The sequence below is a fragment of the Deferrivibrio essentukiensis genome (genome assembly GCF_020480685.1).
Taxonomy (GTDB): domain Bacteria; phylum Chrysiogenota; class Deferribacteres; order Deferribacterales; family Deferrivibrionaceae; genus Deferrivibrio; species Deferrivibrio essentukiensis.
The window spans coordinates 131,321-153,255 of the sequence record NZ_JAJAFU010000004.1 but is presented as its reverse complement, the minus strand read 5'-3'; the positions used below and the strand labels follow the sequence as shown (position 1 = coordinate 153,255).

The following is a 21,935-nucleotide window of genomic DNA, read 5'->3' as shown; positions in this document are numbered from 1 at the left end:
AAAATATAACTTTGATGGAGGCAACAATATTATCAGGTAATCTTGAAAATTTAAGAGCTTCTCAGCTAAATCAGCTTAAAAAGCTTGAAAAAAGAAAAAGTTTCAGCAAAGGGATTATTTCATTTGACCTTGCAAAATACATAACAGGACTATCTCTTGAGCTTAACAGACAGATAGGTTTGCTTATTGACAGGCAAAATATCGTCAGATTTGTAGTACTCGGGACAAATAAAGAAATTGTCATCCCTATTTTAAAAAGGTTTGGATTAATACCGGGAAAATTAAGAGGCTTACGACTTGTCCATACCCACCTGTACGGAGAGGATTTTACCGATGATGATATTACAGACCTTGCTTTACTAAGACTTGACAGCCTTTCCATTCTTCATTCTTCAGAAAATGGTGAGCCTGAAAAGCTTAAAACAGCTTATCTTCTGCCGCCAAATCCTGAAAATAAAATATATGATACACTCGCAGAAACAAGTATTCACAACCAAATTGATGACTACATATCTTTTGTTTCCTCGCTTGAAAAAGAAATGCAGGAAAAATCTCAGGTTTTAAAAAATAATAATCCTTTCCCTTCCGCTATTTTGGTAGGGATATATCCAAACAAAAAAGAGGCCTCAGACAAAATGGCAGAACTAAAAGAATTGACTGAAAGCGCTATGCTTATGGTATTAGATACATATACTCAAATAAAGCAGGAGATACATCCAAAATACGTAATTGGACCTGGCAGACTAAAAGAAATATTAATTAAGGCTATGCAGCTTTCTGCTGATTTTTTAATTTTTGATAATGTCCTTTCCCCGGCACAAGCAAAAAATATTTCAGATATGACTGAGCTTAAAATATTAGACAGGACGCAGCTTATTTTGGACATTTTTGCAAGAAGAGCAAAATCAAATGAAGGAAAACTAAGGGTAGAGCTCGCCCAATTAAAACATATTCTACCAAGACTTTCCGTCAGGGACGACTCACTCTCAAGATTAACCGGAGGTATTGGAGGAAGAGGCCCCGGCGAAACAAAGCTTGAAATTGACAGACGTAGAATTAATGACCGTATCGCTTTTCTCTCAAAAAAGCTTAAAGAGATTGAAAGGGTAAGAATAACTCAAAAGAGCAGACGTATTAAAAACAGACTGCCAATAGTTTCAATCATAGGTTATACAAATGCCGGAAAATCTACCTTGCTAAATTCGCTCACAAACAGTGAAATTTTTGCTGATAACCTTATGTTTGCTACGCTTGACACAAGCTCCAAAAGACTTCGTTTTCCAAAAGAGAGGGAAGTTATAATAACAGATACAGTTGGCTTTATAAGAGATTTACCGGAAAATCTCAAAGGGGCATTCAAATCTACTCTGGAAGAATTAAATGACTCTGACCTACTTTTGCATGTTATCGACATATCTAATGAAAATTTTGAAAAACATATTGCATCGGTAAACAATATTCTGGATGAGTTAGGCTTAGGAGATAAGCCAAGAATAATAGTTTTTAATAAAGTTGATAAAGTAGATAGTGAGCTTATTGACAATATTAAAAATTTCTACCCTGAAGCAATATTTATTTCTGCACTTAACCGCAGCTCATTTGATTTGCTGCTTGAAGAGATACAGCTTATACTTTTCAAAGAGGGGAAAAATGTTGATATCACCTACTGATATTCTTATCTTAAGGGCAAGTTGCTTTAAAGAAAATAAGCCTGAAATTATATACGATTTATATCATGATGACAGCGAATTTAAGAAATTTTTTAGTAATAAGCACGAATATGCCGAGCATTTCAAAACGATTTTATCCAACTTGACACACTCAGGCATTAAAATAATCACAGAACAAACCAAACATAAGCTCTCTGAAGTTAAATATGTAGAGCACTTCGTAGATAGACGAAATGAACTTTTAACTTACTACTGTAAAAGCTACTTTAAAATGCAAGATGAACAGTGGCTCATCTTCAAAGAGATTAAAGAATTAAAAGGTAGGTCTTAAAGCTTTATGATTAAAGCAATATTTGCTGACTTTGTATTTCATTTAAAAAAGGTCTTATCCGTATTTAGATATATTTCATTTGTGTTAATACCCAAACCTTTCAGAGCTATTATTTTTGTCTTTACTCTATTTAACAGAGCACTTGACCACGTAATAGATAAGCTCACTTGGAAAAACTAATAAAACATTGCCGGAATCATATTAACCACAAAAAATACGCAAAACACATACACAACACCAATGTGTCTTGGCATTCCGGTAAACTTATTTAGTACAACCACAACTATTAAAAAATACCAGCCTAATGTTGCAGCATAAAAATATACCAATAAGTTATCGGGCAAAAAGAATGTAACAGGATTTAACACATCTATTATCTCAGCAGCAAGCATAATCCTAAAAAAACCTAAAAAGCCAACTTTTTTCTGTGGCAGAAAAAGATATAATAAACATATAAAAAAGAAGGTCAGCAAAATACCTTCAATAACATTTTCAACGCTAAAGCTGTCCCCTTTTGCCATAGGCTTGTAAGGTATTACCATCATAAAAAGATAGACAGAAATGAGATTTAACATATGAGCAGGATTAAGATATAGAGATATAATGTTTATATCTTTTAGGAAAATTACACCGATGCAATGTTTAAATGTATCTAAAATACCTGGAAATTTTGCATTTGAGTTACCACTTTTTGTTCCCTTTGTCCCAATCATTCGTTAAATTATACCACCAATCATAATATTTAGTATTCTTAAGAGTAGGCAAAAGCTTCTTTGCAGTCTCAGTTATGAGTCTTTTTTGCGCATGCGTAATCCAGTTTTCCGCCTGCAAATTCCCCTTATCAAGCTCCTCCTTTAAATAAAACAGAAGCTCCAAGGTGTCTGCATCCTTTGCCAGCTTAGCTTCAAGACTTTTTAACCCTTCATACTCCTCTACAGTTTTGAGAATATCATCTTTTGATGGTAAATTGTCAACCGCATTTTTCAGTGCTCTTTTATCATCTGAGGTCACATATCTTTGCTGCAAATAATTTAAGTCACCGGTTCTAGTCTCCTCGATATCGTGAAATAGACACATCAACATTACCTTCTCGGCATTTGCCCCGTCGGTCATTTTTGCAAGAAGATATCCTATTAAAATCGTCCTGAATATATGAGCACCAACAGTCTGTTTCCCGCTACCTAAAAAGACATTGCCGCTTCTTTGCATATTCTGCAAAATTGAAGCTTCAAAGATAAAATTAACAACCCCCTTGATATCTTCATCAAAACTGTCTTTCATCAATAACCCTTTTTGCCTTACCTTCAAATCTTTCAATAGTCTTGGGCTCCACAAATTTTATTTTTGGTTTTATCCCTAAGACACTAAACATCCTTTCATGCATTTTCTCAAGCAGGGTTCTTTGCTTTTTCATTTCATCAAAGAAAAGATTTTCAGATATTTCAAGCTGTATCTCCATCATATCTAGGTGACCTTTCTTTTTTACAATAATAATGTAGTGTGGAGTAGCCTGGTCAAACTCTTTAAATACCTCTTCAACCTGGCTTGGAAATACATTTACGCCATTAATTATTAGCATATCATCAGTCCTGCCGGAAGGTTTCTCCATCTTTATAAAGGTTCTTCCGCAGGGGCATTTATCTCTAAACAGTCTTGTAATATCCCTTGTCCTATATCTAATAAGGGGCATTGCCTCTTTAGTGAGGGTGGTCAATACCAATTCACCTTTTTCACCTTCAGGCAAAACTTCACAAGTATCAGGGTTGATAACTTCCGCATAAAAGTGGTCTTCATTTATATGTAGCCCATTTTTGCACTGACACTCCCCTGATACACCCGGGCCTATAATCTCAGACAAGCCATAGTTATCAGTGGCAGATACACCCAGTTTGTTTTCAATTTCACTTCTGATTTTCTCACCCCACGGCTCGCTACCTAAAAGTGCATATTTCAAAAATATATCATTTCTTGAAAGTCCTTCGTTCTCAAGGGTCTCTGCAATGTGAAGAGCGTAAGAAGGTGTGCAGACAAGGACACTACTCCTGTAATCTTGCATAATCATGATCTGTCTTTTTGTGTTACCGCTTGAAACAGGAATAACACTTGCTCCAATATGCTCTGCTCCGTAATGTAATCCAAAACCACCGGTAAAAAGACCATAGGAAAATGCAATGTGTACAATGTCGTTTGCAGAAACACCACCGGCAACCATTATCCTTGCCACTAAGTTTTTCCACGTTTCAAGGTCTCTTTTTGTATAGCCGACTACTGTCGGTTTGCCGGTTGTACCGCTTGATGAGTGTATTCTGACAATATCTTTCAAAGGGACAGCAAACATCCCGTAGGGATAATTATCCCTTAAATCTTGCTTAGTCGTAAAAGGTAAGTGCTTTATGTCTTCCAATGACTTAATTTTTGCAACATCTATCCCTGCATCTTTAAATTTTCTCTTATAAAAATCCACATTTTCAGAAACACGATTTAAAGTTGACTGAAGTCTTTCAAGTTGAAATTGCTTCAGGTCATCAAGACTCATTGTCTCTTCTTCGTATTGCCAAATATTTTTCATCTAACGCTCCCACTTCTCTTTATATTCTTTACCAAGGTATGCTCTTTTTATTTCATTATCCTGCAAAAGTTCACTACTTTTCCCCTGCAAAACAACCTTCCCGTTTTCCAACACATACCCTCTGTCAGCATATTTTAATGCTGCAGCAGCATTTTGCTCTACCAGAAAAATTGTAAGTCCCGTCTCTTTCAATATCAAAAGTTTTTCATAGACATCTTTTATTATTAAAGGAGCAAGCCCCATTGATGGCTCATCCATTAACAACAATTTTGGCTCACTTATCAAAGCCCTTGCAATAGCAAGCATCTGCTGTTCCCCACCTGAAAGCATCCCTGCAGGCTGCCAACTTCTTTCTTTTAAAACAGGAAAAATATCGTAAATAAATTTTAGTTTTTTATCAAAATTTCTTTTGTCCCCCCGAAAAGCCCCTACTTCGATATTTTCCAAAACGGTCATATTGGCAAAAACCCTTCTGCCCTCAAGCACAAGTGAAATCTTTTCCTTTACTTTTTGCTCCACAGGCAAATGAGTGATATTTTTACCGTTAAATTCTATTTCCCCTTCTTTAGGCTTTACAATCCCCATAATAGAATTCAAAAGGGAGGTCTTTCCTGCACCATTGGAGCCGATAAGGGCAACAAACTCTTTTTCCCTTATATGAATAGATATATTTTTAAGTGCCTGAACAGCACCGTAGTTAACACACAATGACTTTACTTTAAGCATCTTCATCACCAAGATAAGCTTTTATTACATCTTTATTATTTCTTATTTCACCAAAAGTCCCCTTTGCTATGACCTGTCCAAAATTAAGACAAACCACATAATCTGATAGATGTGAGACAAATCCCATATCATGCTCCACCATCAATACGGTAAACCCTTTATCTTTAAGCTGAGCTATAATCTCCGCTATATTTTCACGCTCTTTATTATTTAGTCCTGCGGCAGGCTCATCAAGCAAAAGTAATTTTGGGCTTGATATAAGTGCCCTTGCCATCTCCAAATTTTTTAACACTCCATATGGGACAGAGTCGGGTTTGTGTTTCTCCCATTTCTTTATCCCTGTAAGATAAAGCACATCGTCAATCCTTTCCTCAACCCTTTTCCAATAACCTTTATTAAGTCTGAAAAAACTTGAAAATATGGCAGGTTTTTCCTTGCCTATAACTCCCAAAAACATATTCTCACGAAGGGTTAATTCATTTATCAAGTTTAAATTTTGAAAAGTCCTTGATATCCCCAACTGAAAGATTTCATGAGGTAATTTGCCGCTAAGCTTATTATTCTCAAATTGAATATCACCGGTAAAATGGGGTATAAACCCTGTTATTGAATTAAAAAGGGTGGTTTTCCCCGCACCGTTTGGGCCAATTAGTGCGGTAATTTTATTAGCCGGCACATTAAACGTTACATCGGTAAGTGCCTTAACGCCGCCAAAGTTGACGGAGACATTATTCAGACTTAACATATTTACCTGCCAGTCTTCTACATAATTTTGCTATTCCGCCGTCTAAAAACAAAATCGTGACAGCAAGAATAACGCCGTAAATCACAACTTCAAAATCTTCTATTTCCGCAAAAATTTCTGGGATTGATGTCAATATCGCTGCTCCTATTGTGCCTCCAGTAATGCTTCCCAGCCCACCGAATACTGCCATCACAAGCATTTCAACAGAGTAATGAAAACTAAACGATACAGGGCTGACAAAATTTGAGTAGAAAGCAAAGAGACTGCCGTTTATTGAAGTAATGCAAGCTACCACCACAAATGTGGTAAGCTTTGTTTTTGCTACATCTATGCCGTATGAACTTGATGCATTTTCAGATTCATGAATAAATCTCAATTTATACGAGAGAAATGACTTATCAAACATCTCCATCAAAAAGAGAAATAACATGTAAACTGCACCCATAAAAACAAAAAATTTATATTCATCATCAAGTAAGAATCCAAAAAATGACATATCCGGAATTCCTGTAAGTCCTGATGGTCCGCCTGTTAAAAAGTCCATCTCATTAAAGCATATATACACTATCATCCCAAATCCAAGAGTTGCCATCGCAAGATAATGCCCATGAAGCTTGAGTGCCGGATAACCGATTATTAGCGCAATTACTGCCGATAGTATGACACCTATAATTATTGTCAAATAAGGATTAATCCCGTAGGTAGCAGTCAAGATACCTGAGCTGTAAGCTCCTATCCCAAAGAAAGCAGCCTGCCCGAGAGAAATAATCCCTGCATAGCCTAAAAGCACGTTTAAACAAGATGCATTAATAGCATTAAACAAAATATATATTACAAGACTTAAATAATATTCATTTTTGACATACATTCCAACCCAAAACAAAAAAAATAAATTGATAATAACAAACGAAAAATTCAACTTTCTCATAAAAACAGCTCAATCACCCTTTAATTAAATAAATCTGGCATTGTATTTTTGTCATACCCTTGTAGCCTTTTTCCTTCCAAGAATCCCTTGTGGTCTAAAAAATAAAATCAATAATATTATTAAAAATGCCATCGCATCTTTATAGCCTGACGGAAATACAGATGCAAAAAAAGCTTCACTCACTCCAAGTATTATACCACCAAAAATGCCGCCCCAAAAACTGCCAAGTCCACCCATAACTGCCGCCGAAAACCCCTTTAGACCAGACATAACACCATCATTATAAGTAACATAGGTTATTGGTGAGACAGCCACACCTGCAACAGCGCCTAAAAAAGCAGCAATACCGAAAGAAAACATAACAACCATTCTAACATTTATACCACAAACAGATGCTGCAATTTTATCTTCGTAACAAGCCCTGAATGCCTTGCCATATTTGGTCTTCTTAAAAAATATTGTAAGGAAAAATGATATAAAAAGGGATACCCCTATCACTAATACACTGTCAGAGGTAATTGTACCCTCATAAAGCTGAATTGTTTTTGCGGGGATGAAGCTTTCTACCAATAAAGTGTCTCTTCCCCAAATCAGCATTGCAAGCCCTCTTAAAATTATCGAGCCTGCAATGGTTATTGTAATGAGATTGAGCTCGGTTTTTACTTTAACATACCTGATAAAAACCCTCTCAAATAATACCCCTAACACAAATGCACCAAACAACGCTACAGGAAAAGCAAAAATAAACGGGACATTCATCATATATAAAAGACTATAGATGAACATCCCGCCTAACATTACAAATTCCCCTTGAGCAAAGTTAATTATTCCGGTTGTATTGTAAATAATATTAAACCCAATTGCTATAAGGGCATAAATACTGCCACTTGTAATACCGGAATATAAAAACTGCATTATTCAGCAATCTCCCAATTACCATTTTTTATAATAAGCATTTCAAACGCCTCTTTTGTAAGACCGTTATGGTCACCTTCGGACAAGTTAAACTCTCCCGCAGTCCCAATCATATTTTTTATCTTTTCCACTGCAGCAACAATCTTTGCACCATCTTTTCCACCTTCCTCAACCCCTTTTTTAAACATAAGGAATGAGTCATAAGCATGTCCACCGAATGTGGATACAGGTGAGTTAAATTTTGATTCATACTTGCTCTTGTAGTCAACTAACAATTTTTTAAATTTATCTTTTTCAGGCAGTTTATCAGCAATTAAAAGACGGCCGGCAGGCAAAATAATACCTTCAGCAGCATCCCCTGCAAGCTCTATAAATTTCTTGGAAGCAACACCGTGACTCATTATAAGGTAACCTTTCATATTAAGCTGCCTGAAATTTTTGGCAACTATCGCCGGAGCAGGCCCCACACCCCATACGATTACTGCATCAGGGTTGTTTGATGCAATCTTGCTTAGCTGCGATGTCATATCTTTATCCGTATCTCTGAATTTCTCATCTGCGACTATTTCTATTTTATATCGCGGTGCAATCCCGATAAGGGCATCTCTGCCTGCAGCACCAAACCCGTTTTGTGCGGTCATTATAGCAACTTTTGATTTATTTTTTGTCGTCAGATATTCAAAAATCTTCTCAACTGCATGATCATCACTTTGTGGTGATTTGAAAACATACTTGGCTACCGGATCAACTATCTTTCTACTTGCAGCACAGGTAAAAAGTGGAATTTTGCTCTCTTCAGCCAAATCCTTTATCGCAAGAGCTGAGCCCGTTCTTGTAGGCCCAATCACTGCAAGCACTTTATCTTTCTGAACAAGCCTTAGAAACTTCTTTCTTGCTTCCTGATCACTCCCCTTTGTATCATAAATAAAAAGCTTTACCTTTTCCCCATTAATCCCACCGCTTGCATTTACTTCATCCACAAGCATTTCAAGTGTCTGTTTTTCAGGAAGACCAAGAAATGATGCAGGACCAGTTACAGCAAAAAGTGCTCCAAGCCTAATTTCCGCAAATGCCGAGGCACTTACTAAAAGAATTGCACAAACCAAAATTTTTACCTTCATAATACATCCTCCACAATTTTGTATTTATTTTATTAACTCCCAATCCCCGTTTTTAATCTCCACCATTACAAAAGCATCCTTGCTAAGCCCATCATGATTGCCACTATCAAAATTAAATTCCCCATATGTACCTAAATATCCTTTTATCCCCTCAATACCTGCAATTAAATTATTTTTACTCCCCACATAGGCAGTTTTAAAAATCATAAGTGCGTCATAAGCATGTCCGCCAAATGTGGAAACAGGGGAGTTAAATTTTGATTCATATTTAATTTTGTATTCTACCAAAAGCTTTTTAAATCTATCATTATCTGGCAACTTATCAGCCACTAAAAGTCTTCCTGCGGGTAAAATAACACCTTCAGAAGCATCCCCTGCAAGCTCTATAAATTTCTTAGAAGCAACACCGTGACTCATTATAAGATACCCTTTCATGTTAAGCTGTCTGAAATTTTTAGCAACTATCGCCGGAGCAGGCCCAACCCCCCATACGATTACTGCATCAGGATTATGTGATGCAATTTTGCTGAGTTGGGATGTCATATCTTTATCCGTGTCCCTAAACTTTTCATTTGCTACAATTTCAATTTTATATTGAGGGGCAAGCTGCTCAAGAGCTGCACGGCCAGAGTCACCAAAACCATTTTGAGCTGTCAATACTGCAATTTTACTCTTACCTTTTTCTAACAAAAACTCAAAAATCTTTTCAACTGCATGGCTGTCTGAAGGGGCAACTTTAAACATATACTTAGATAACGGCTCAACTATTCTTGAACTAGCGGCACAGCTTAAAACCGGTACCTTTTCATTATCAGCCAAATCTTTTATTGCAAGGGTAGAGCCGCTCCTTGTAGGACCTATTACTGCAACAACCCTATCCTTTTTAACTAATCTTAAAAATTTCTTTCTTGCCTCCTGGTCACTCCCTTTAGTATCATAAACAGTAAGCTCTATCTTTTCTCCGTTGATTCCTCCATTTGCATTAAGCTCATCCACAAGCATTTCAAGAGTCTGTTTTTCAGGCAAGCCAAGAAAAGACGCAGGACCTGTTACTGCAAAAAGAGCTCCAATTTTCACTTCCGCATAAGAGATACTACTAATGAGCAAAACAAGTGTAATTAAAATATTTTTTATCATAATTTTCCTCTTTTACATCCCGTATATTTTTTTCCCTTCTATGGTATTAATCCCATTATCTGAAAGGACTTTTAGCGCCTTATCTGTCTCATCAAACCTGAATATCATCACTGCACAATCCCCACTCATTTCCACAAAAGCATACATATATTCCACATTAATCTTATTTTCATCTAACACTTTAAGGACACTGGCAAGTCCCCCCGGCTTATCAGGGACCTCTACAGCTATTACCTCTGTTCTACCAACGGTAAAACCATTCTCCCTTAACAAAGAATGTGCCCTTTCAGGGTCATTAACAATAAGTCTCAAAATCCCAAAATCCGAAGTGTCTGCCAATGACAGCGCTCTAATATTTATACCATTTCTACCAAGTAAATCTGTTACCTCATAAAGCCTTCCTGACTGATTTTCAATAAACACCGAAATCTGCAAAATCTTCATAGTTCATCCTCCTAAACTATTTCATAACTCTCTTATCAATAACCCTTTTTGCCTTGCCCTCACTTCTTTGAATGGTCTTAGGCTCCACAAGCTTAACCTTTGCTGAAACACCGATAATATCTTTAATATCCTTCTCAATACCTTTTTCAATACTTTGTAAAACCTTTATTTCATCGGAAAACAGCTCTTCTCCAACTTCCACCTGTACTTCAAGGGTATCCAAGTTACCAACCCTGTCAACAACAAGTTGATAGTGCGGCTGAACACCTTTTCTTTCTACCAAAATAGATTCTATTTGAGATGGGAATACATTGACCCCTCTAATAATGAGCATATCATCGCTACGCCCGGTCACTTTTTCCATTCTGACAAAAGTTCTTCCACATTTACAAGGCTCTTTTATCAGTCTCGTGATATCCCTTGTCCTGTATCTTATTAGCGGTATAGCCTCTTTTGTTATGGTTGTAAAAACAAGCTCTCCTACCTGACCGTATTCAAGAGGTTCTTCAGTTTCGGGATCAATTATCTCAGCAATAAAATGATCTTCATTTATGTGCATACCATTTTTAGCCTCAACACATTCGAAAGATACTCCGGGGCCCATTACTTCGCTAAGTCCGTATATATCTATTGCATCTATGCCCCATTTTTCCTCAATCTCTTTCCTCATTGCATTTGTCCATGGCTCTGCTCCAAAAACACCCACTCTCACTGGCAAATCTTTTAAGTTTACCCCTTCTTCCAAAGCAACTTCGTAAAGATTTAAAGCGTATGAAGGGGTACAAGATATTGCTGTAGTACCAAAGTCTTTTAGAATCATCACCTGCTTAGCTGAGTTACCTCCTGAAATAGGAATAACAGAAGCACCAATTAGCTCTGCTCCATAGTGAGCCCCAAGCCCACCGGTGAAAAGTCCATACCCATAAGCATTTTGCAAAACATCCCCTTTTTTTACCCCTGCGGCGGTAAATGTCCTTGCCATAAGCTCAGCCCATGTACCAATATCCCGTCTTGTATAACCAACTACTGTGGGCTTCCCTGTAGTCCCGCTTGAAGCATGAATTCTGACTACCTGTTCTTTTGGCACGGCAAACAAGCCGTAAGGATAATTATCTCTCATATCTTGTTTGTAAGTAAAGGGTAATTTTCTCAAATCCTTTAGACTCTTTATATCTTCTGGCTTTACCCCTTTTTTATCAAAGGCTTCTTTGTAAAAAGGGACTGTAGCATAAACTCTCTCTACAAGATTTTGCAATCTCCTAAGCTGCAAAGCCTCTAATGCCTCTCTTGGCAGGGTTTCAAACTCTTCATTCCAAATCATACTCAACACCTCTACAGTTTTACTTTTTTTAGCAAAATTAAACTTTATAGTCAAATATAATTTAACCTTATAAATCTGCTATAATATTAAAAGGGATGTATCAGCTATGATTATTCCGATTTGGAATTAAGTTTTTTAATAAGATAACTTGTTAGCATAAATTCATTGTAAACCAAAATATTGGCAGCTAAAGACACCAAAAAAACAGTGGGCATAAATATCGTTATTACTATACTTTCTTTTGTAAATAAATTTATGTCAAAAACAAACATATATAAAACAAAGCTGACCACCATTGGTATAACCATATAAATAACAGGCCATATCATAATAATAGAAGTACCAAAAAATATTACACTGAATCCAAGAAAATATGAAAGTTTTTCACTTGTAGCTATCAGCATCGGAAGTACCGCAACAACAAGGAGAGCATAGTTTAGAAAACCTACAACTTTGTAATAATTATAAGGCATATTTTTAATAGAATAAATAATAAGGATTATAAAAACGACTACTGCATAGCTAACTCTTAATTTGATAAAATATCTAAAATTTTCATAGTCAATAAAATAATCAAATAGCCCCCACAAAAGCATTATAAAGATTGATAAAAAAAGATACGTTAGAGTCCTAACTATAAGATACTTTTCAATAGTCTCTTCATAATCTTTCGGATTCTCCACCTCTTTAAAAAAATCAATTAAAAACAAAAAGAGATTACCCACATTAACCTCACTGAAGATGTTTAATTGCCAAGATGTAACGATTATAATTCTAATATTTTTACAAGTTTCAGTCAATTCATTTATTGCTTTTTTATCTCAGAGTTATTAAATAAGCTTTATATAAATTAAGGAGGTCTTATGATCGTAAGAGGAAAAGATATCGATGCAAAAAAAGTTGAAAACCCGAGAGGCGGAAGAGGCAGTTTACTGAATATGGGATATGAAGCTATGAGCCAATTTTCAGGTGACATAAAAATGTTTTCTGTTGTTAATTTAAAACCTGACTCATCAATAGGTTACCATATCCATGAAGATGATATGGAAATTTATTTTATACTTGACGGCTCAGGGGTAGTAAGCGATAACGGTCAGGAAGACATACTTTATCCGGGAGATTTACTTATTACCAAAAAAGGTGAAGGGCATTCCATTGAAAATAAATCCGGAACAGACATAACTTTTCTTGCAATGATTATAAAATAATGCTAAGAGTTCAGGTTTAAACAAAAACGGAGGTAGTTTACATGGAAAAAACATTTGCAATAATTAAACCTGATGCCGTTGCCAAAGGGTACACAGGAAAAATAATTGACCGTATCGAAAGCAACGGATTTAAAATCGTAGCAATGAAAAAAATTCATATGACTAAGAAGGTTGCTGAAGGTTTTTATGCTGTCCACAAAGAAAAACCTTTCTTTAATGACCTTACTACATTTATGAGCAGCGGCCCTTGTGTAGTTATGATTCTTGAAAAAGAAAACGCTATCCTTGACTGGAGAAAGTTAATGGGCGCAACAAACCCTGCAAATGCAGAAGAGGGCACTTTGAGAAAAGAATTTGGAGCAAATATTGACAATAATGCAGTTCATGGCTCTGACGCCACTGAAACTGCTGCACAGGAAACAAGATATTTCTTTGCAGACATCGAAATGGTTTAATCTAATATGTGCTCCTTAACCGGAGCACTTTCGTTTCAAAAGGAGAGAAGGATGCTTTACAAAAGTACAAGGGGAAAAGTTAAAAATATACAATTTAAAGAAGCTGTTATGATGGGGCTTGCTGAAGATGGCGGGCTTTTAATACCGCAGGAAATACCTCACATTTCAAGTAGTGAACTGATTAAACTTTCATCCCTTAGCTACCAAGAGCTGGCTTTTGAATTAATCTCAAAATTTACCGATGATATCAAGAGAGATACCCTTAAAGACATAATTAATAAAAGTTATTCCACTTTTGAAATCAGTGATGTTATCCCTGTTGTGAAAAAAGGGGATATTTATATCGCTGAAATATTCCACGGCCCCACTTATGCTTTTAAGGATATCGCTCTTCAATTTTTAGGTAACCTATTTGAATATATTCTTGAAGAAACAGGACAAAAGCTAAACATTTTGGGCGCAACAAGCGGTGATACCGGTAGTGCAGCCATATATGGAGTAAGGGGAAAGAAAAATATCAATATTTTCATACTCCACCCAAAAGGGAAGGTTAGCCCTATTCAAGAGCTACAAATGACAACGGTAACCGACAGTAACGTTTTTAACTTGGCTGTTGATGGGACTTTTGATGACTGCCAATTTATAGTTAAGAAAATTTTTTCAGATGTTGATTTTAAAAAACAGTATAGTCTTGGAGCTGTAAATTCAATAAACTGGGCAAGAATACTTGCTCAAATAGTATATTATTTCCACTGCTATTTTAAGGCTGCAAAAGGGGAAAAGGTTAATATTGTAGTCCCCACAGGAAACTTTGGAAATATTTTTGCCGGCTATTTTGCCAAACTTATGGGGTTGCCTATAAATAAACTTATCCTTGCAACAAATGAAAATAATATCCTCTCACGCTTTGTTAATAATGGTGATTATAGCATTAAAAGTGTATGCGAAACATACAGCCCTTCTATGGATATTCAAATTGCAAGCAATTTTGAAAGATATCTGTTTTATCTCTATAATTCACCCGAAAAAGTGGTTGAAAAAATGAATGAGCTAAAAACAAATAAAAAAATATCTTTTACAGAAGAAGATATGAAAATTGTCAAAGATGACTTTGCTTCTTACTCCACAAGTAATGATGAAACACTTTCCACAATTAAATCTTTTTACGAAAGTTTTAATTATATATTAGACCCACACACAGCCTGCGGGGTTAATGCTGCCAATAAGTTAGGCAAAATAGAATTAAATATATGCCTTGCTACTGCACATCCGGCAAAATTTTATGATGCAATATATAAGGCAATAGGTAAATTCCCTGAAGAGCCTGAAAATATAAAAAAATTAAAAGAATTACCAAAAAAGTTGTATGAAATCGAAAACGATACCGAGAAGGTAAAAGATTTTCTTATTGAAAAGCTAAGTTAAATGCAAAAAACCCCTATTAATAAATTTGATTTCAATTTGCCTGATGAGCTTATAGCACAATCTCCTGCACAGAAAAGAGATGAATCAAGACTTCTCTACCTTAATAAAGAACACAACATTATTAATGAGTTACAATTTAAAGATATAGTTAATCTGCTTACACCAAATGATTTCCTTGTTGTAAATAATACAAAAGTCCTCAAAGCAAGACTCTATGGCAAAAAAGAGACCGGTGGAAAAGTTGAAGTTCTTTTAACAGATGAGATCGATAAAAACACCTTTCAAGGGATGGTCAGGGGTAAAGTCAAAGAAGGGGACAAGATTATAATTGAAGGAAATAAAGTAACTGTAAAAGAGCTTATAGATGAAATAAGGGTATTGGAATTTGACTGTGACCCTTATAAGCTAATGGAAAAATTTGGGCACATACCGTTACCACCATACATTAAACGCGACGATACAAAGGAAGACCACACACGATATCAGACTGTTTACTCAAAAAATGAAGGCTCCGTAGCTGCTCCCACAGCGGGACTTCATTTCACAACAGAATTGATGGAAAAACTCAAGAATAAAGGGGTCGAAGTTGTTGAAATTACTCTAAATGTTGGAATAGGCACATTTAAACCTGTAAAGGCAGATTATATAGAAGATCACAAGATGCACTCAGAAAAATATTTTATATCGGAAGAAGCAAGAAAAAAAATAAACGACCTCAAAAATAAAGGGAAAAAACTTGTAGCTGTGGGGACAACATCTGTGAGAGCCCTTGAGTCGATAGCAACAGATACAGGTTATATAGAAAATTTTGGTGCATTTTCTACTGATATATTTATAACACCCGGCTATAAATTTAAAATTGTGGACAAACTTATAACGAACTTTCACCTTCCAAAATCAACACTGCTTATGTTGGTCAGTGCGTTTGCCGGTTATGACTTTACAATGAACGCTTATAAACATGCAGTTAATAATCGCTATCGTTTTTTCAGTTACGGCGATGCAATGTTTATAGAATAAAATCTTAAAGAGGTACCATGTTTAGTTTTACACTTGAAAACAAAGACACAAAAACAAAAGCAAGAGCTGGCTTGATAAAAACATCTCACGGGGAAATACACACCCCTATTTTTATGCCCGTTGGGACAGTGGGCTCAGTAAAAGCTATTTCACCACATGATTTGTATGAAATAGGTGCAGAAATTATCCTTGGCAATACGTATCACCTGCATTTAAGACCGGGAGAAGAGGTAGTTGAAAAATTTGGCGGACTTCACAAGTTTATATCATGGAAGCGTAATATTCTTACAGATAGCGGAGGATTTCAGGTATTTAGTCTTTCTGAAATGAATAAGATAACCGAAGACGGCGTTCATTTTCGTTCACATCTTGATGGAAGAAAGCTTTTTATCAGCCCTGAGGATTCAATAAGAATACAAACAAAACTTGGCTCTGACATCATGATGGCATTTGACGAATGTGTCCCTTATCCAAGTGAAGAGTCTTATGTAAAAAAATCAATAGATTTAACATACAGATGGGCGAAGAGGTCAAAAGATGCCAGGACAAACCCTGAGCAAGCTTTATTTGGAATCATACAAGGCGGAGTTTACAAGCATCTCAGAAAGCAGAGTGCAGAACAAATCATAAGTCTTGATTTTGACGGTTATGCAATAGGAGGCTTGAGTGTAGGGGAAACAAACGATTTAATGTACGAAATAGCTGATTATACTACTGATTTCATGCCGGAAGACAAACCAAGATATCTTATGGGTGTAGGCACCCCCGAAGATTTACTAAATTGTATTTCTCACGGTGTAGACATGTTTGATTGTGTAATGCCAACACGAAATGCAAGAAATGGACTCCTTTTTACTAATAACGGCAGACTGCATATAAAAAGGACAGACTGGATATATTCAGATGAGCCTATAGATAAAGATTGCAATTGTTATACCTGCAAAAACTTTTCAAGAGGGTATCTCAGGCATCTCTACAAAGCTCAGGAGCTTCTAGCTCTGAGATTAAATTCTATTCACAATCTAACTTTTTATATTTCTCTTGTAAAAGACGCAAGAAATGCTATAAAGGGTGGATATTTTGCTGAATTTAAACAGGAAAAATTAAAAAAAATGAAAATAGGAGGAGACAATGTTTAACAGTATCGCTTATGCAGCAGGGCCAGCAGGTGGTCAAAATCCCATAGGAGCTTTTTTACCTTTAATTTTGATTTTTGTCATCTTTTACTTTTTGTTGATTAGACCTCAACAGAAGAGACAAAAGCAATTGCAACAAATGATAGAGTCGCTTAAAGCAGGGGACGAAGTCGTTCTTGCAAGTGGAATTTTTGGTAAGATTGACAGAGTAGTTGATCAAAGTACTTTCCTTGTGGAAATTGCAAACGGAGTAAAAGTTAAAGTAACTAAGAACGCTATTGCAACAAAACTTGCAGGGACATCAGAGGTAAAGGAGGAGAAATAGTACTATGAAATATAAATTTCGCTGGGCTACAATAGCTGCTATTGTTATTGCTGCCCTTGTAATGATGTTACCGCTAAAAGAAAAAATCAAATTAGGTCTTGACCTTCAAGGTGGGATGCATGTGGTATTAGGTGTAGAAACCGAGAAAGCTGTGGATGGTAAACTTGATACGATTGTAACTCAGCTAAAAAAAGAGCTTAAAAATGCCAACATTAAATACAGTTTTGCACAGAAAACCAAAGATGGCAAAATTAAATTAGGATTTCAGGAAGCTTCCCTTACTGATAAAGCAAGAGACCTGATTACCAAAAACTATCCTTATCTTGTGGATTCTTCACTCAGCAATGACCCTGAAATCTTGGTATTTTCTCTTGACCAAAAAGAGTACGACAAAATTAAAGACTATGCCGTTGAGCAAGCTGTACAAGTTATAAGAAACAGGATTGACCAATTTGGAGTAAGTGAGCCTGTAATTCAAAGACAAGGTAAAAATGAGATCCTTGTCCAGTTGCCAGGTATCACTGACCCTGACAGGGCAATTGACCTCATCGGTAAAACAGCACAACTGAGATTTCATATAGTGGATGAAAATGTAAGTACCCAAGATGCGATAAATGGTAATTTACCTTTTGACGATATCCTTCTTTACTCAAAAGAGTACGACAAAGTGACAGGAAAGCTAAAGCAGGAAATCCCTTATGTATTAAAAAGGGAAGCTGTTCTTACAGGAGAATATTTAACTGATGCCGAAGTGAGAATTTCATCTCAGTTTAATGAACCTTATGTACTTATTAAATTCGATTCGGCAGGTAGCAAACTTTTCGATCAAATCACCGCAGAAAACGTAAACAAAAGACTTGCTATTGTTCTTGACAATAATGTCTACTCTGCGCCTGTAATCAGAGAAAGAATTAGTGGCGGAGAAGCTCAAATTTCTGGTAACTTCACTATGGATGAAGCGAAAGACTTGGCCATAGTACTTAGGGCAGGTAGTCTTCCTGCACCGGTTGTAGTTCTTGAAAACAGGACAGTAGGACCATCTCTCGGTTTTGACTCAATCACTAAAGGGGTCAAAGCGGCTGTTATAGGGTTTTTAGCAGTTATGATTTTTATACTTTTCTACTACAGGGTATCAGGCGTTATTGCCAATATTGCGCTCCTACTAAACTTTATATTAATATTAGGAGTAATGAGTGCATTCGGTGCAACACTTACACTTCCGGGTATCGCAGGTATTATTCTAACAATCGGGATGTCTGTAGACGCAAATGTTCTCATATTTGAAAGAATAAGGGAAGAATTAAGGATTGGACGAACCCCTCTGAATGCAATTGAAGCTGGTTATGAAAAAGCAATGTCAACAATTCTTGACGCAAACATAACCACACTTATTGCTGCACTTGTACTCTTTCAATTTGGAACTGGTCCTATCAAAGGGTTTGCCGTAACACTTTCTATCGGTATCCTGTCTTCAATGTTTACCGCCATCTTTGTTACAAGGACTATCTTTATGACGTTCTTCGGCGGCAAAGACACAAAAAACTTAAGTATATAAAGGGGATGGGATATGGTAGAATTAATTAAATCTAATGTAAACATAGATTTTCTTGGCAAGTCAAAGTTATTCTTTGTCATATCTGGAGCTCTTGTCATATTAAGCCTCTTTTTAATTTTCACTAAGGGCTTCAATTATGGGATAGATTTTGCAGGGGGAACAGTAGTGCAGGTGAAATTTGAGAGCACTCCTGACCTTGACAAACTGAGAAATTCTTTCAAAGATTTGAATTTAGGTGAAATGGTAATTCAGACTTTTGGGGAACCAAATGACATACTAATACGTGTTGAAAAGACATCAGCCGGTCTTAAAGAGACTGCGGATGCAATTCAAACAAAAATAAAGGAAGTTTCAGGTAATCAGAAAATTGTCATCGAGAGGGTAGAGCAGGTTGGGCCGCAAGTAGGTGGACAGCTGAAAAAGAAGGCAATAATGGCAATCATTTATTCTCTTATTGGTATTTTGATATATGTTTCACTGAGATTTGAGTTTATTTTTTCTGTAGGTGCAGTACTTGCCCTTTTTCATGACGTAATTATCACGCTTGGTATATTCAGTCTGCTTGGAAAGGAAATCACTCTTCCTATCGTTGCAGCTCTTTTGACAATTGTTGGTTACTCACTGAATGACACAATTGTTGTTTTTGATAGAATAAGGGAAAAGATAAAAAATAGTGCAGGTAAATTAACTATCTATGAAGTCATAAATAAAAGTATCAATGAAACTTTAAGCAGAACAATTCTCACTTCAGGAACTACCCTTTTAGCTGTACTTGCCCTTTACCTTTTTGGAGGTGAGGTCATAAACGGATTCTCATTTGCACTTTTAATAGGAATAGTTGTAGGTACATACTCATCTATAGGTGTTGCAAGCGCCTTGGTGTACAAAATCAAAAAATAAATAGAGCCGGGCTTTTGCCCGGTTTTTTTATACCACTTGTCCATGTTATCTTACTATCATCACAAAGCTAATTCTTACAGTTATGAAAAAGTTGATTAATCACCACACACTCGTAAGTAAAGATGAAAGTATTTAAATAATATTATGTAGGTTGGTAGAGGTTGTAATGATTATAAAGGTCTTATAAGCTCAATACTTAGCACCAACTTTGAACATAATTTTTTACATTTATCGATAATCTATTGAGATGTAGAAAATAGGTTGATGCCAGAATCTTTGGCGGTTGATTTAAAAATCAATTTGTTATATCATTTGGAATGATCTCTTATTTCATAGTACAGGAGCAGTTATAGTTATGATAGAACATGTTTTGGAGCGCTTTTAATGTCTTATCTCCCTCTTTCCAGGAAATATAGACCACAAAATTTTGATGAGGTAGTCTATCAAGAATTTGTTGTTGATACCCTAAAAAATGCAATAGAGCTTGGCAAAATATCTCATTCATACCTATTTACAGGGCCAAGAGGGGTTGGCAAAACTAGCCTTGCAAGAATATTCGCAAAGGCCATAAATTGTTTAAAGCCTGAAAGTATTAACCCATGTAATATTTGTGACAACTGTAAAGAAATTACAAACGGGACATCAATGGATGTGGTTGAAATTGATGGAGCTTCTAACAGGGGAATTGATGAAATTAGGCAGCTTCGCGAAAACGTAAAATTTGTTTCTGTAAAGTGCAAATATAAAGTTTATATTATAGATGAAGTCCATATGTTAACTGACGCAGCATTTAACGCCCTTCTTAAAACTCTGGAGGAACCGCCCGAATACGTTATCTTTATAATGGCTACAACCGATGCACATAAAATACCAGCTACAATTCTGTCCAGATGCCAAAAATTTGACTTTCAAAAAATTCCTCATGATTTTATGTACAAGTACCTTCAAAAAATTATGGAAAAAGAGGAAATCGTTTATGAAAATGATGCTCTCAATATAATCATAAGAAATTCTGAAGGATGTATGCGGGATGCACTTTCTCTTATTGACCAGGTAATAGCATTCGGTGACAATAAAGTTACCTATAAAGATACTCTTTTCCTTCTTGGCATGTCAGATAAAAAGCTTATAGAAGAACTTTTTAAAAATATTATATATGAAAAGATAGAAGATATTTACGACTTAATTGAAGAAATAGATAGCAAGGGGCTTAATTTCCAGTATGTAGTAAAAACATTGATAGAATATACTCGCATTCTTCTTTTTGGGGTCGCCGGTTCAAAAAAATTTGATAGCCATCTAACTGAAGATGAAAAAGAATTATTTAAAATACTTTTACCAATGGCAACTGAACAAAAACTTTTTGCATTATTCCAAATTTTCCAAAAAACACTCAACGATATGAAAACCCTTACACTCCCAAGATATATTTTTGAATTTGGGATATATAAGGCTTGCAGAATTTCAGAAATAATACCCGTTGGCTCAACTCAGACAAAGCCTGTCACTCAGAAAACATCCGGTCATCAGGCAGAAATAAAAGAGCAATCTGCCCCAAAAGATGAGACAATAGAAGATAAGTGGAATTCCTTCTTGAAAAAGTTAGCTGATATCAAGCCCGCACTTTCAGCAAATCTGAGCCACGGATTTATATCTTCATTCTCAAACGGAAAGCTTACAATAGGTTTCAGCGATGAAAAAAAATTTCATTATGAGTTGACAGCTAAAAGAGAAAATTTCAACCTTGCAAAAGAGTTGCTGCTAAAATACAATGCTGATTTTAAAGATTTTGAAATTATTTTAGACAATAACAATAAAAAAAAAACGATAATTGAAAAAATATATGAAGCGGAAACATTCCAGCAGAGAAAAATGAAGCAAGAAGCAGAAAATGACGAAATAGTCAACCTTATAAAAAATGAGTTTGACTGTAAAATAGATAAAATAACGCTCCTTACAAAATCTTAACTTTATAATTTAGTAAAAAGTAATTAATAAATAAAA

24 protein-coding genes are annotated in these 21,935 nt (G+C 35.8%); 12 read left to right on the top strand and 12 right to left on the bottom strand.

Going from position 1 to position 21,935, the window contains the following annotated elements:
• The first annotated feature begins 14 nt into the window (after positions 1-14).
• Genes hflX through LF845_RS03760 form a run of 3 tightly spaced genes read left to right on the top strand, consistent with a single transcriptional unit; the run spans position 15 to position 2,181 of the window.
• A complete protein-coding gene (hflX, locus tag LF845_RS03770; protein ID WP_242819666.1) occupies positions 15-1,670 on the top strand; it encodes a GTPase HflX in 1,656 nt (551 codons plus the stop codon).
• A complete protein-coding gene (locus LF845_RS03765) occupies positions 1,651-2,001 on the top strand; it encodes a hypothetical protein (protein ID WP_242819665.1) in 351 nt (116 codons plus the stop codon). Before hflX ends, LF845_RS03765 begins: the two co-directional genes overlap by 20 nt.
• Before the next feature lie 6 nt (positions 2,002-2,007).
• Entirely contained in the window at positions 2,008-2,181 is a 174-nt protein-coding gene (locus tag LF845_RS03760; protein WP_242819664.1) for a hypothetical protein, read from the top strand.
• On the opposite strand, the gene LF845_RS03755 is transcribed toward LF845_RS03760, so the two are convergent.
• The 12 genes from LF845_RS03755 to LF845_RS03700 form a co-directional block, all read right to left on the bottom strand.
• Entirely contained in the window at positions 2,178-2,714 is a 537-nt protein-coding gene (locus LF845_RS03755; RefSeq protein WP_242819663.1) for a hypothetical protein, read from the bottom strand. The genes LF845_RS03760 and LF845_RS03755 overlap by 4 nt on opposite strands.
• Complete coding sequence (locus tag LF845_RS03750) at positions 2,683-3,282, bottom strand: HD domain-containing protein (RefSeq protein ID WP_242819662.1); 600 nt, start codon at positions 3,280-3,282, stop codon at positions 2,683-2,685. Before LF845_RS03750 ends, LF845_RS03755 begins: the two co-directional genes overlap by 32 nt.
• Complete coding sequence (locus LF845_RS03745; RefSeq protein WP_242819661.1) at positions 3,266-4,570, bottom strand: phenylacetate--CoA ligase family protein; 1,305 nt, start codon at positions 4,568-4,570, stop codon at positions 3,266-3,268. Before LF845_RS03745 ends, LF845_RS03750 begins: the two co-directional genes overlap by 17 nt.
• Positions 4,571-5,296, bottom strand: coding sequence for an ABC transporter ATP-binding protein (locus LF845_RS03740; protein ID WP_242819660.1), 726 nt, complete (start codon positions 5,294-5,296; stop codon positions 4,571-4,573). It abuts the gene before it with no gap.
• On the bottom strand, positions 5,289-6,041 hold the full coding sequence (locus LF845_RS03735) for an ABC transporter ATP-binding protein (protein ID WP_242819659.1): 753 nt from the start codon (positions 6,039-6,041) through the stop codon (positions 5,289-5,291). The genes LF845_RS03740 and LF845_RS03735 overlap by 8 nt, the downstream gene beginning before the upstream one ends.
• Complete coding sequence (locus tag LF845_RS03730) at positions 6,025-6,924, bottom strand: branched-chain amino acid ABC transporter permease (RefSeq protein WP_242819658.1); 900 nt, start codon at positions 6,922-6,924, stop codon at positions 6,025-6,027. The genes LF845_RS03735 and LF845_RS03730 overlap by 17 nt, the downstream gene beginning before the upstream one ends.
• 96 nt (positions 6,925-7,020) lie before the next feature.
• Positions 7,021-7,884, bottom strand: a complete 864-nt coding sequence (locus LF845_RS03725; protein WP_242819657.1) for a branched-chain amino acid ABC transporter permease — start codon at positions 7,882-7,884, stop codon at positions 7,021-7,023.
• Complete coding sequence (locus LF845_RS03720) at positions 7,884-9,005, bottom strand: ABC transporter substrate-binding protein (protein ID WP_242819656.1); 1,122 nt, start codon at positions 9,003-9,005, stop codon at positions 7,884-7,886. Before LF845_RS03720 ends, LF845_RS03725 begins: the two co-directional genes overlap by 1 nt.
• Before the next feature lie 24 nt (positions 9,006-9,029).
• Entirely contained in the window at positions 9,030-10,142 is a 1,113-nt protein-coding gene (locus LF845_RS03715) for an ABC transporter substrate-binding protein (protein ID WP_242819655.1), read from the bottom strand.
• Between the two features lie 12 nt (positions 10,143-10,154).
• Positions 10,155-10,586: an ACT domain-containing protein gene (locus LF845_RS03710; RefSeq protein WP_242819654.1), complete on the bottom strand. Its 432-nt coding sequence runs from the start codon at positions 10,584-10,586 to the stop codon at positions 10,155-10,157.
• Between the two features lie 16 nt (positions 10,587-10,602).
• Positions 10,603-11,907 (bottom strand): phenylacetate--CoA ligase family protein, encoded by a 1,305-nt coding sequence (locus tag LF845_RS03705; protein ID WP_242819653.1) that lies wholly within the window; start codon positions 11,905-11,907, stop codon positions 10,603-10,605.
• Between the two features lie 110 nt (positions 11,908-12,017).
• Positions 12,018-12,632 (bottom strand): hypothetical protein, encoded by a 615-nt coding sequence (locus tag LF845_RS03700; RefSeq protein WP_242819652.1) that lies wholly within the window; start codon positions 12,630-12,632, stop codon positions 12,018-12,020.
• Positions 12,633-12,770: 138 nt separating this feature from the next.
• Between LF845_RS03700 and LF845_RS03695 the strand changes: the two genes are divergently transcribed.
• The 9 genes from LF845_RS03695 to dnaX all read left to right on the top strand — a co-directional run bounded on the left by LF845_RS03695 (position 12,771) and on the right by dnaX (position 21,899).
• Positions 12,771-13,115: a cupin domain-containing protein gene (locus tag LF845_RS03695; RefSeq protein ID WP_242819651.1), complete on the top strand. Its 345-nt coding sequence runs from the start codon at positions 12,771-12,773 to the stop codon at positions 13,113-13,115.
• A gap of 41 nt (positions 13,116-13,156) precedes the next feature.
• Positions 13,157-13,570, top strand: coding sequence for a nucleoside-diphosphate kinase (ndk, locus tag LF845_RS03690; protein ID WP_242819650.1), 414 nt, complete (start codon positions 13,157-13,159; stop codon positions 13,568-13,570).
• A 51-nt stretch (positions 13,571-13,621) separates the two neighbouring features.
• Positions 13,622-14,995, top strand: a complete 1,374-nt coding sequence (gene thrC, locus LF845_RS03685) for a threonine synthase (protein ID WP_242819649.1) — start codon at positions 13,622-13,624, stop codon at positions 14,993-14,995.
• Positions 14,996-16,015 (top strand): tRNA preQ1(34) S-adenosylmethionine ribosyltransferase-isomerase QueA, encoded by a 1,020-nt coding sequence (gene queA / locus LF845_RS03680; protein ID WP_242819648.1) that lies wholly within the window; start codon positions 14,996-14,998, stop codon positions 16,013-16,015. It abuts the gene before it with no gap.
• 17 nt (positions 16,016-16,032) lie between these two features.
• A complete protein-coding gene (gene tgt / locus LF845_RS03675; protein ID WP_242819647.1) occupies positions 16,033-17,154 on the top strand; it encodes a tRNA guanosine(34) transglycosylase Tgt in 1,122 nt (373 codons plus the stop codon).
• A complete protein-coding gene (gene yajC / locus LF845_RS03670) occupies positions 17,147-17,476 on the top strand; it encodes a preprotein translocase subunit YajC (protein WP_242819646.1) in 330 nt (109 codons plus the stop codon). The genes tgt and yajC overlap by 8 nt, the downstream gene beginning before the upstream one ends.
• Positions 17,477-17,480: 4 nt before the next feature.
• On the top strand, positions 17,481-19,031 hold the full coding sequence (secD, locus tag LF845_RS03665; RefSeq protein ID WP_242819645.1) for a protein translocase subunit SecD: 1,551 nt from the start codon (positions 17,481-17,483) through the stop codon (positions 19,029-19,031).
• A gap of 12 nt (positions 19,032-19,043) precedes the next feature.
• The gene (gene secF / locus LF845_RS03660; protein ID WP_242819644.1) at positions 19,044-19,931 is read left to right on the top strand and encodes a protein translocase subunit SecF; all 888 of its coding nucleotides are present in this window, start codon (positions 19,044-19,046) and stop codon (positions 19,929-19,931) included.
• Between the two features lie 384 nt (positions 19,932-20,315).
• On the top strand, positions 20,316-21,899 hold the full coding sequence (gene dnaX / locus LF845_RS03655; protein ID WP_242819643.1) for a DNA polymerase III subunit gamma/tau: 1,584 nt from the start codon (positions 20,316-20,318) through the stop codon (positions 21,897-21,899).
• Positions 21,900-21,935 lie beyond the last annotated feature (36 nt).

Bases quoted from the DNA above. Each gene is read 5' to 3' on its own strand.
- yajC (WP_242819646.1), top strand. From the start codon at position 17,147: ATGTTTAACAGTATCGCTTATGCAGCAGGGCCAGCAGGTGGTCAAAAT.
- LF845_RS03745 (WP_242819661.1), bottom strand. From the start codon at position 4,570: ATGAAAAATATTTGGCAATACGAAGAAGAGACAATGAGTCTTGATGAC.
- LF845_RS03765 (WP_242819665.1), top strand. From the start codon at position 1,651: ATGTTGATATCACCTACTGATATTCTTATCTTAAGGGCAAGTTGCTTT.
- LF845_RS03750 (WP_242819662.1), bottom strand. From the start codon at position 3,282: ATGAAAGACAGTTTTGATGAAGATATCAAGGGGGTTGTTAATTTTATC.
- LF845_RS03755 (WP_242819663.1), bottom strand. From the start codon at position 2,714: ATGATTGGGACAAAGGGAACAAAAAGTGGTAACTCAAATGCAAAATTT.
- hflX (WP_242819666.1), top strand. From the start codon at position 15: ATGGAGGCAACAATATTATCAGGTAATCTTGAAAATTTAAGAGCTTCT.
- LF845_RS03715 (WP_242819655.1), bottom strand. From the start codon at position 10,142: ATGATAAAAAATATTTTAATTACACTTGTTTTGCTCATTAGTAGTATC.
- LF845_RS03695 (WP_242819651.1), top strand. From the start codon at position 12,771: ATGATCGTAAGAGGAAAAGATATCGATGCAAAAAAAGTTGAAAACCCG.
- LF845_RS03710 (WP_242819654.1), bottom strand. From the start codon at position 10,586: ATGAAGATTTTGCAGATTTCGGTGTTTATTGAAAATCAGTCAGGAAGG.
- LF845_RS03735 (WP_242819659.1), bottom strand. From the start codon at position 6,041: ATGTTAAGTCTGAATAATGTCTCCGTCAACTTTGGCGGCGTTAAGGCA.
- ndk (WP_242819650.1), top strand. From the start codon at position 13,157: ATGGAAAAAACATTTGCAATAATTAAACCTGATGCCGTTGCCAAAGGG.
- queA (WP_242819648.1), top strand. From the start codon at position 14,996: ATGCAAAAAACCCCTATTAATAAATTTGATTTCAATTTGCCTGATGAG.
- LF845_RS03740 (WP_242819660.1), bottom strand. From the start codon at position 5,296: ATGCTTAAAGTAAAGTCATTGTGTGTTAACTACGGTGCTGTTCAGGCA.
- thrC (WP_242819649.1), top strand. From the start codon at position 13,622: ATGCTTTACAAAAGTACAAGGGGAAAAGTTAAAAATATACAATTTAAA.
- LF845_RS03760 (WP_242819664.1), top strand. From the start codon at position 2,008: ATGATTAAAGCAATATTTGCTGACTTTGTATTTCATTTAAAAAAGGTC.
- LF845_RS03705 (WP_242819653.1), bottom strand. From the start codon at position 11,907: ATGATTTGGAATGAAGAGTTTGAAACCCTGCCAAGAGAGGCATTAGAG.
- dnaX (WP_242819643.1), top strand. From the start codon at position 20,316: ATGTCTTATCTCCCTCTTTCCAGGAAATATAGACCACAAAATTTTGAT.
- LF845_RS03720 (WP_242819656.1), bottom strand. From the start codon at position 9,005: ATGAAGGTAAAAATTTTGGTTTGTGCAATTCTTTTAGTAAGTGCCTCG.
- secF (WP_242819644.1), top strand. From the start codon at position 19,044: ATGGTAGAATTAATTAAATCTAATGTAAACATAGATTTTCTTGGCAAG.
- LF845_RS03725 (WP_242819657.1), bottom strand. From the start codon at position 7,884: ATGCAGTTTTTATATTCCGGTATTACAAGTGGCAGTATTTATGCCCTT.
- tgt (WP_242819647.1), top strand. From the start codon at position 16,033: ATGTTTAGTTTTACACTTGAAAACAAAGACACAAAAACAAAAGCAAGA.
- secD (WP_242819645.1), top strand. From the start codon at position 17,481: ATGAAATATAAATTTCGCTGGGCTACAATAGCTGCTATTGTTATTGCT.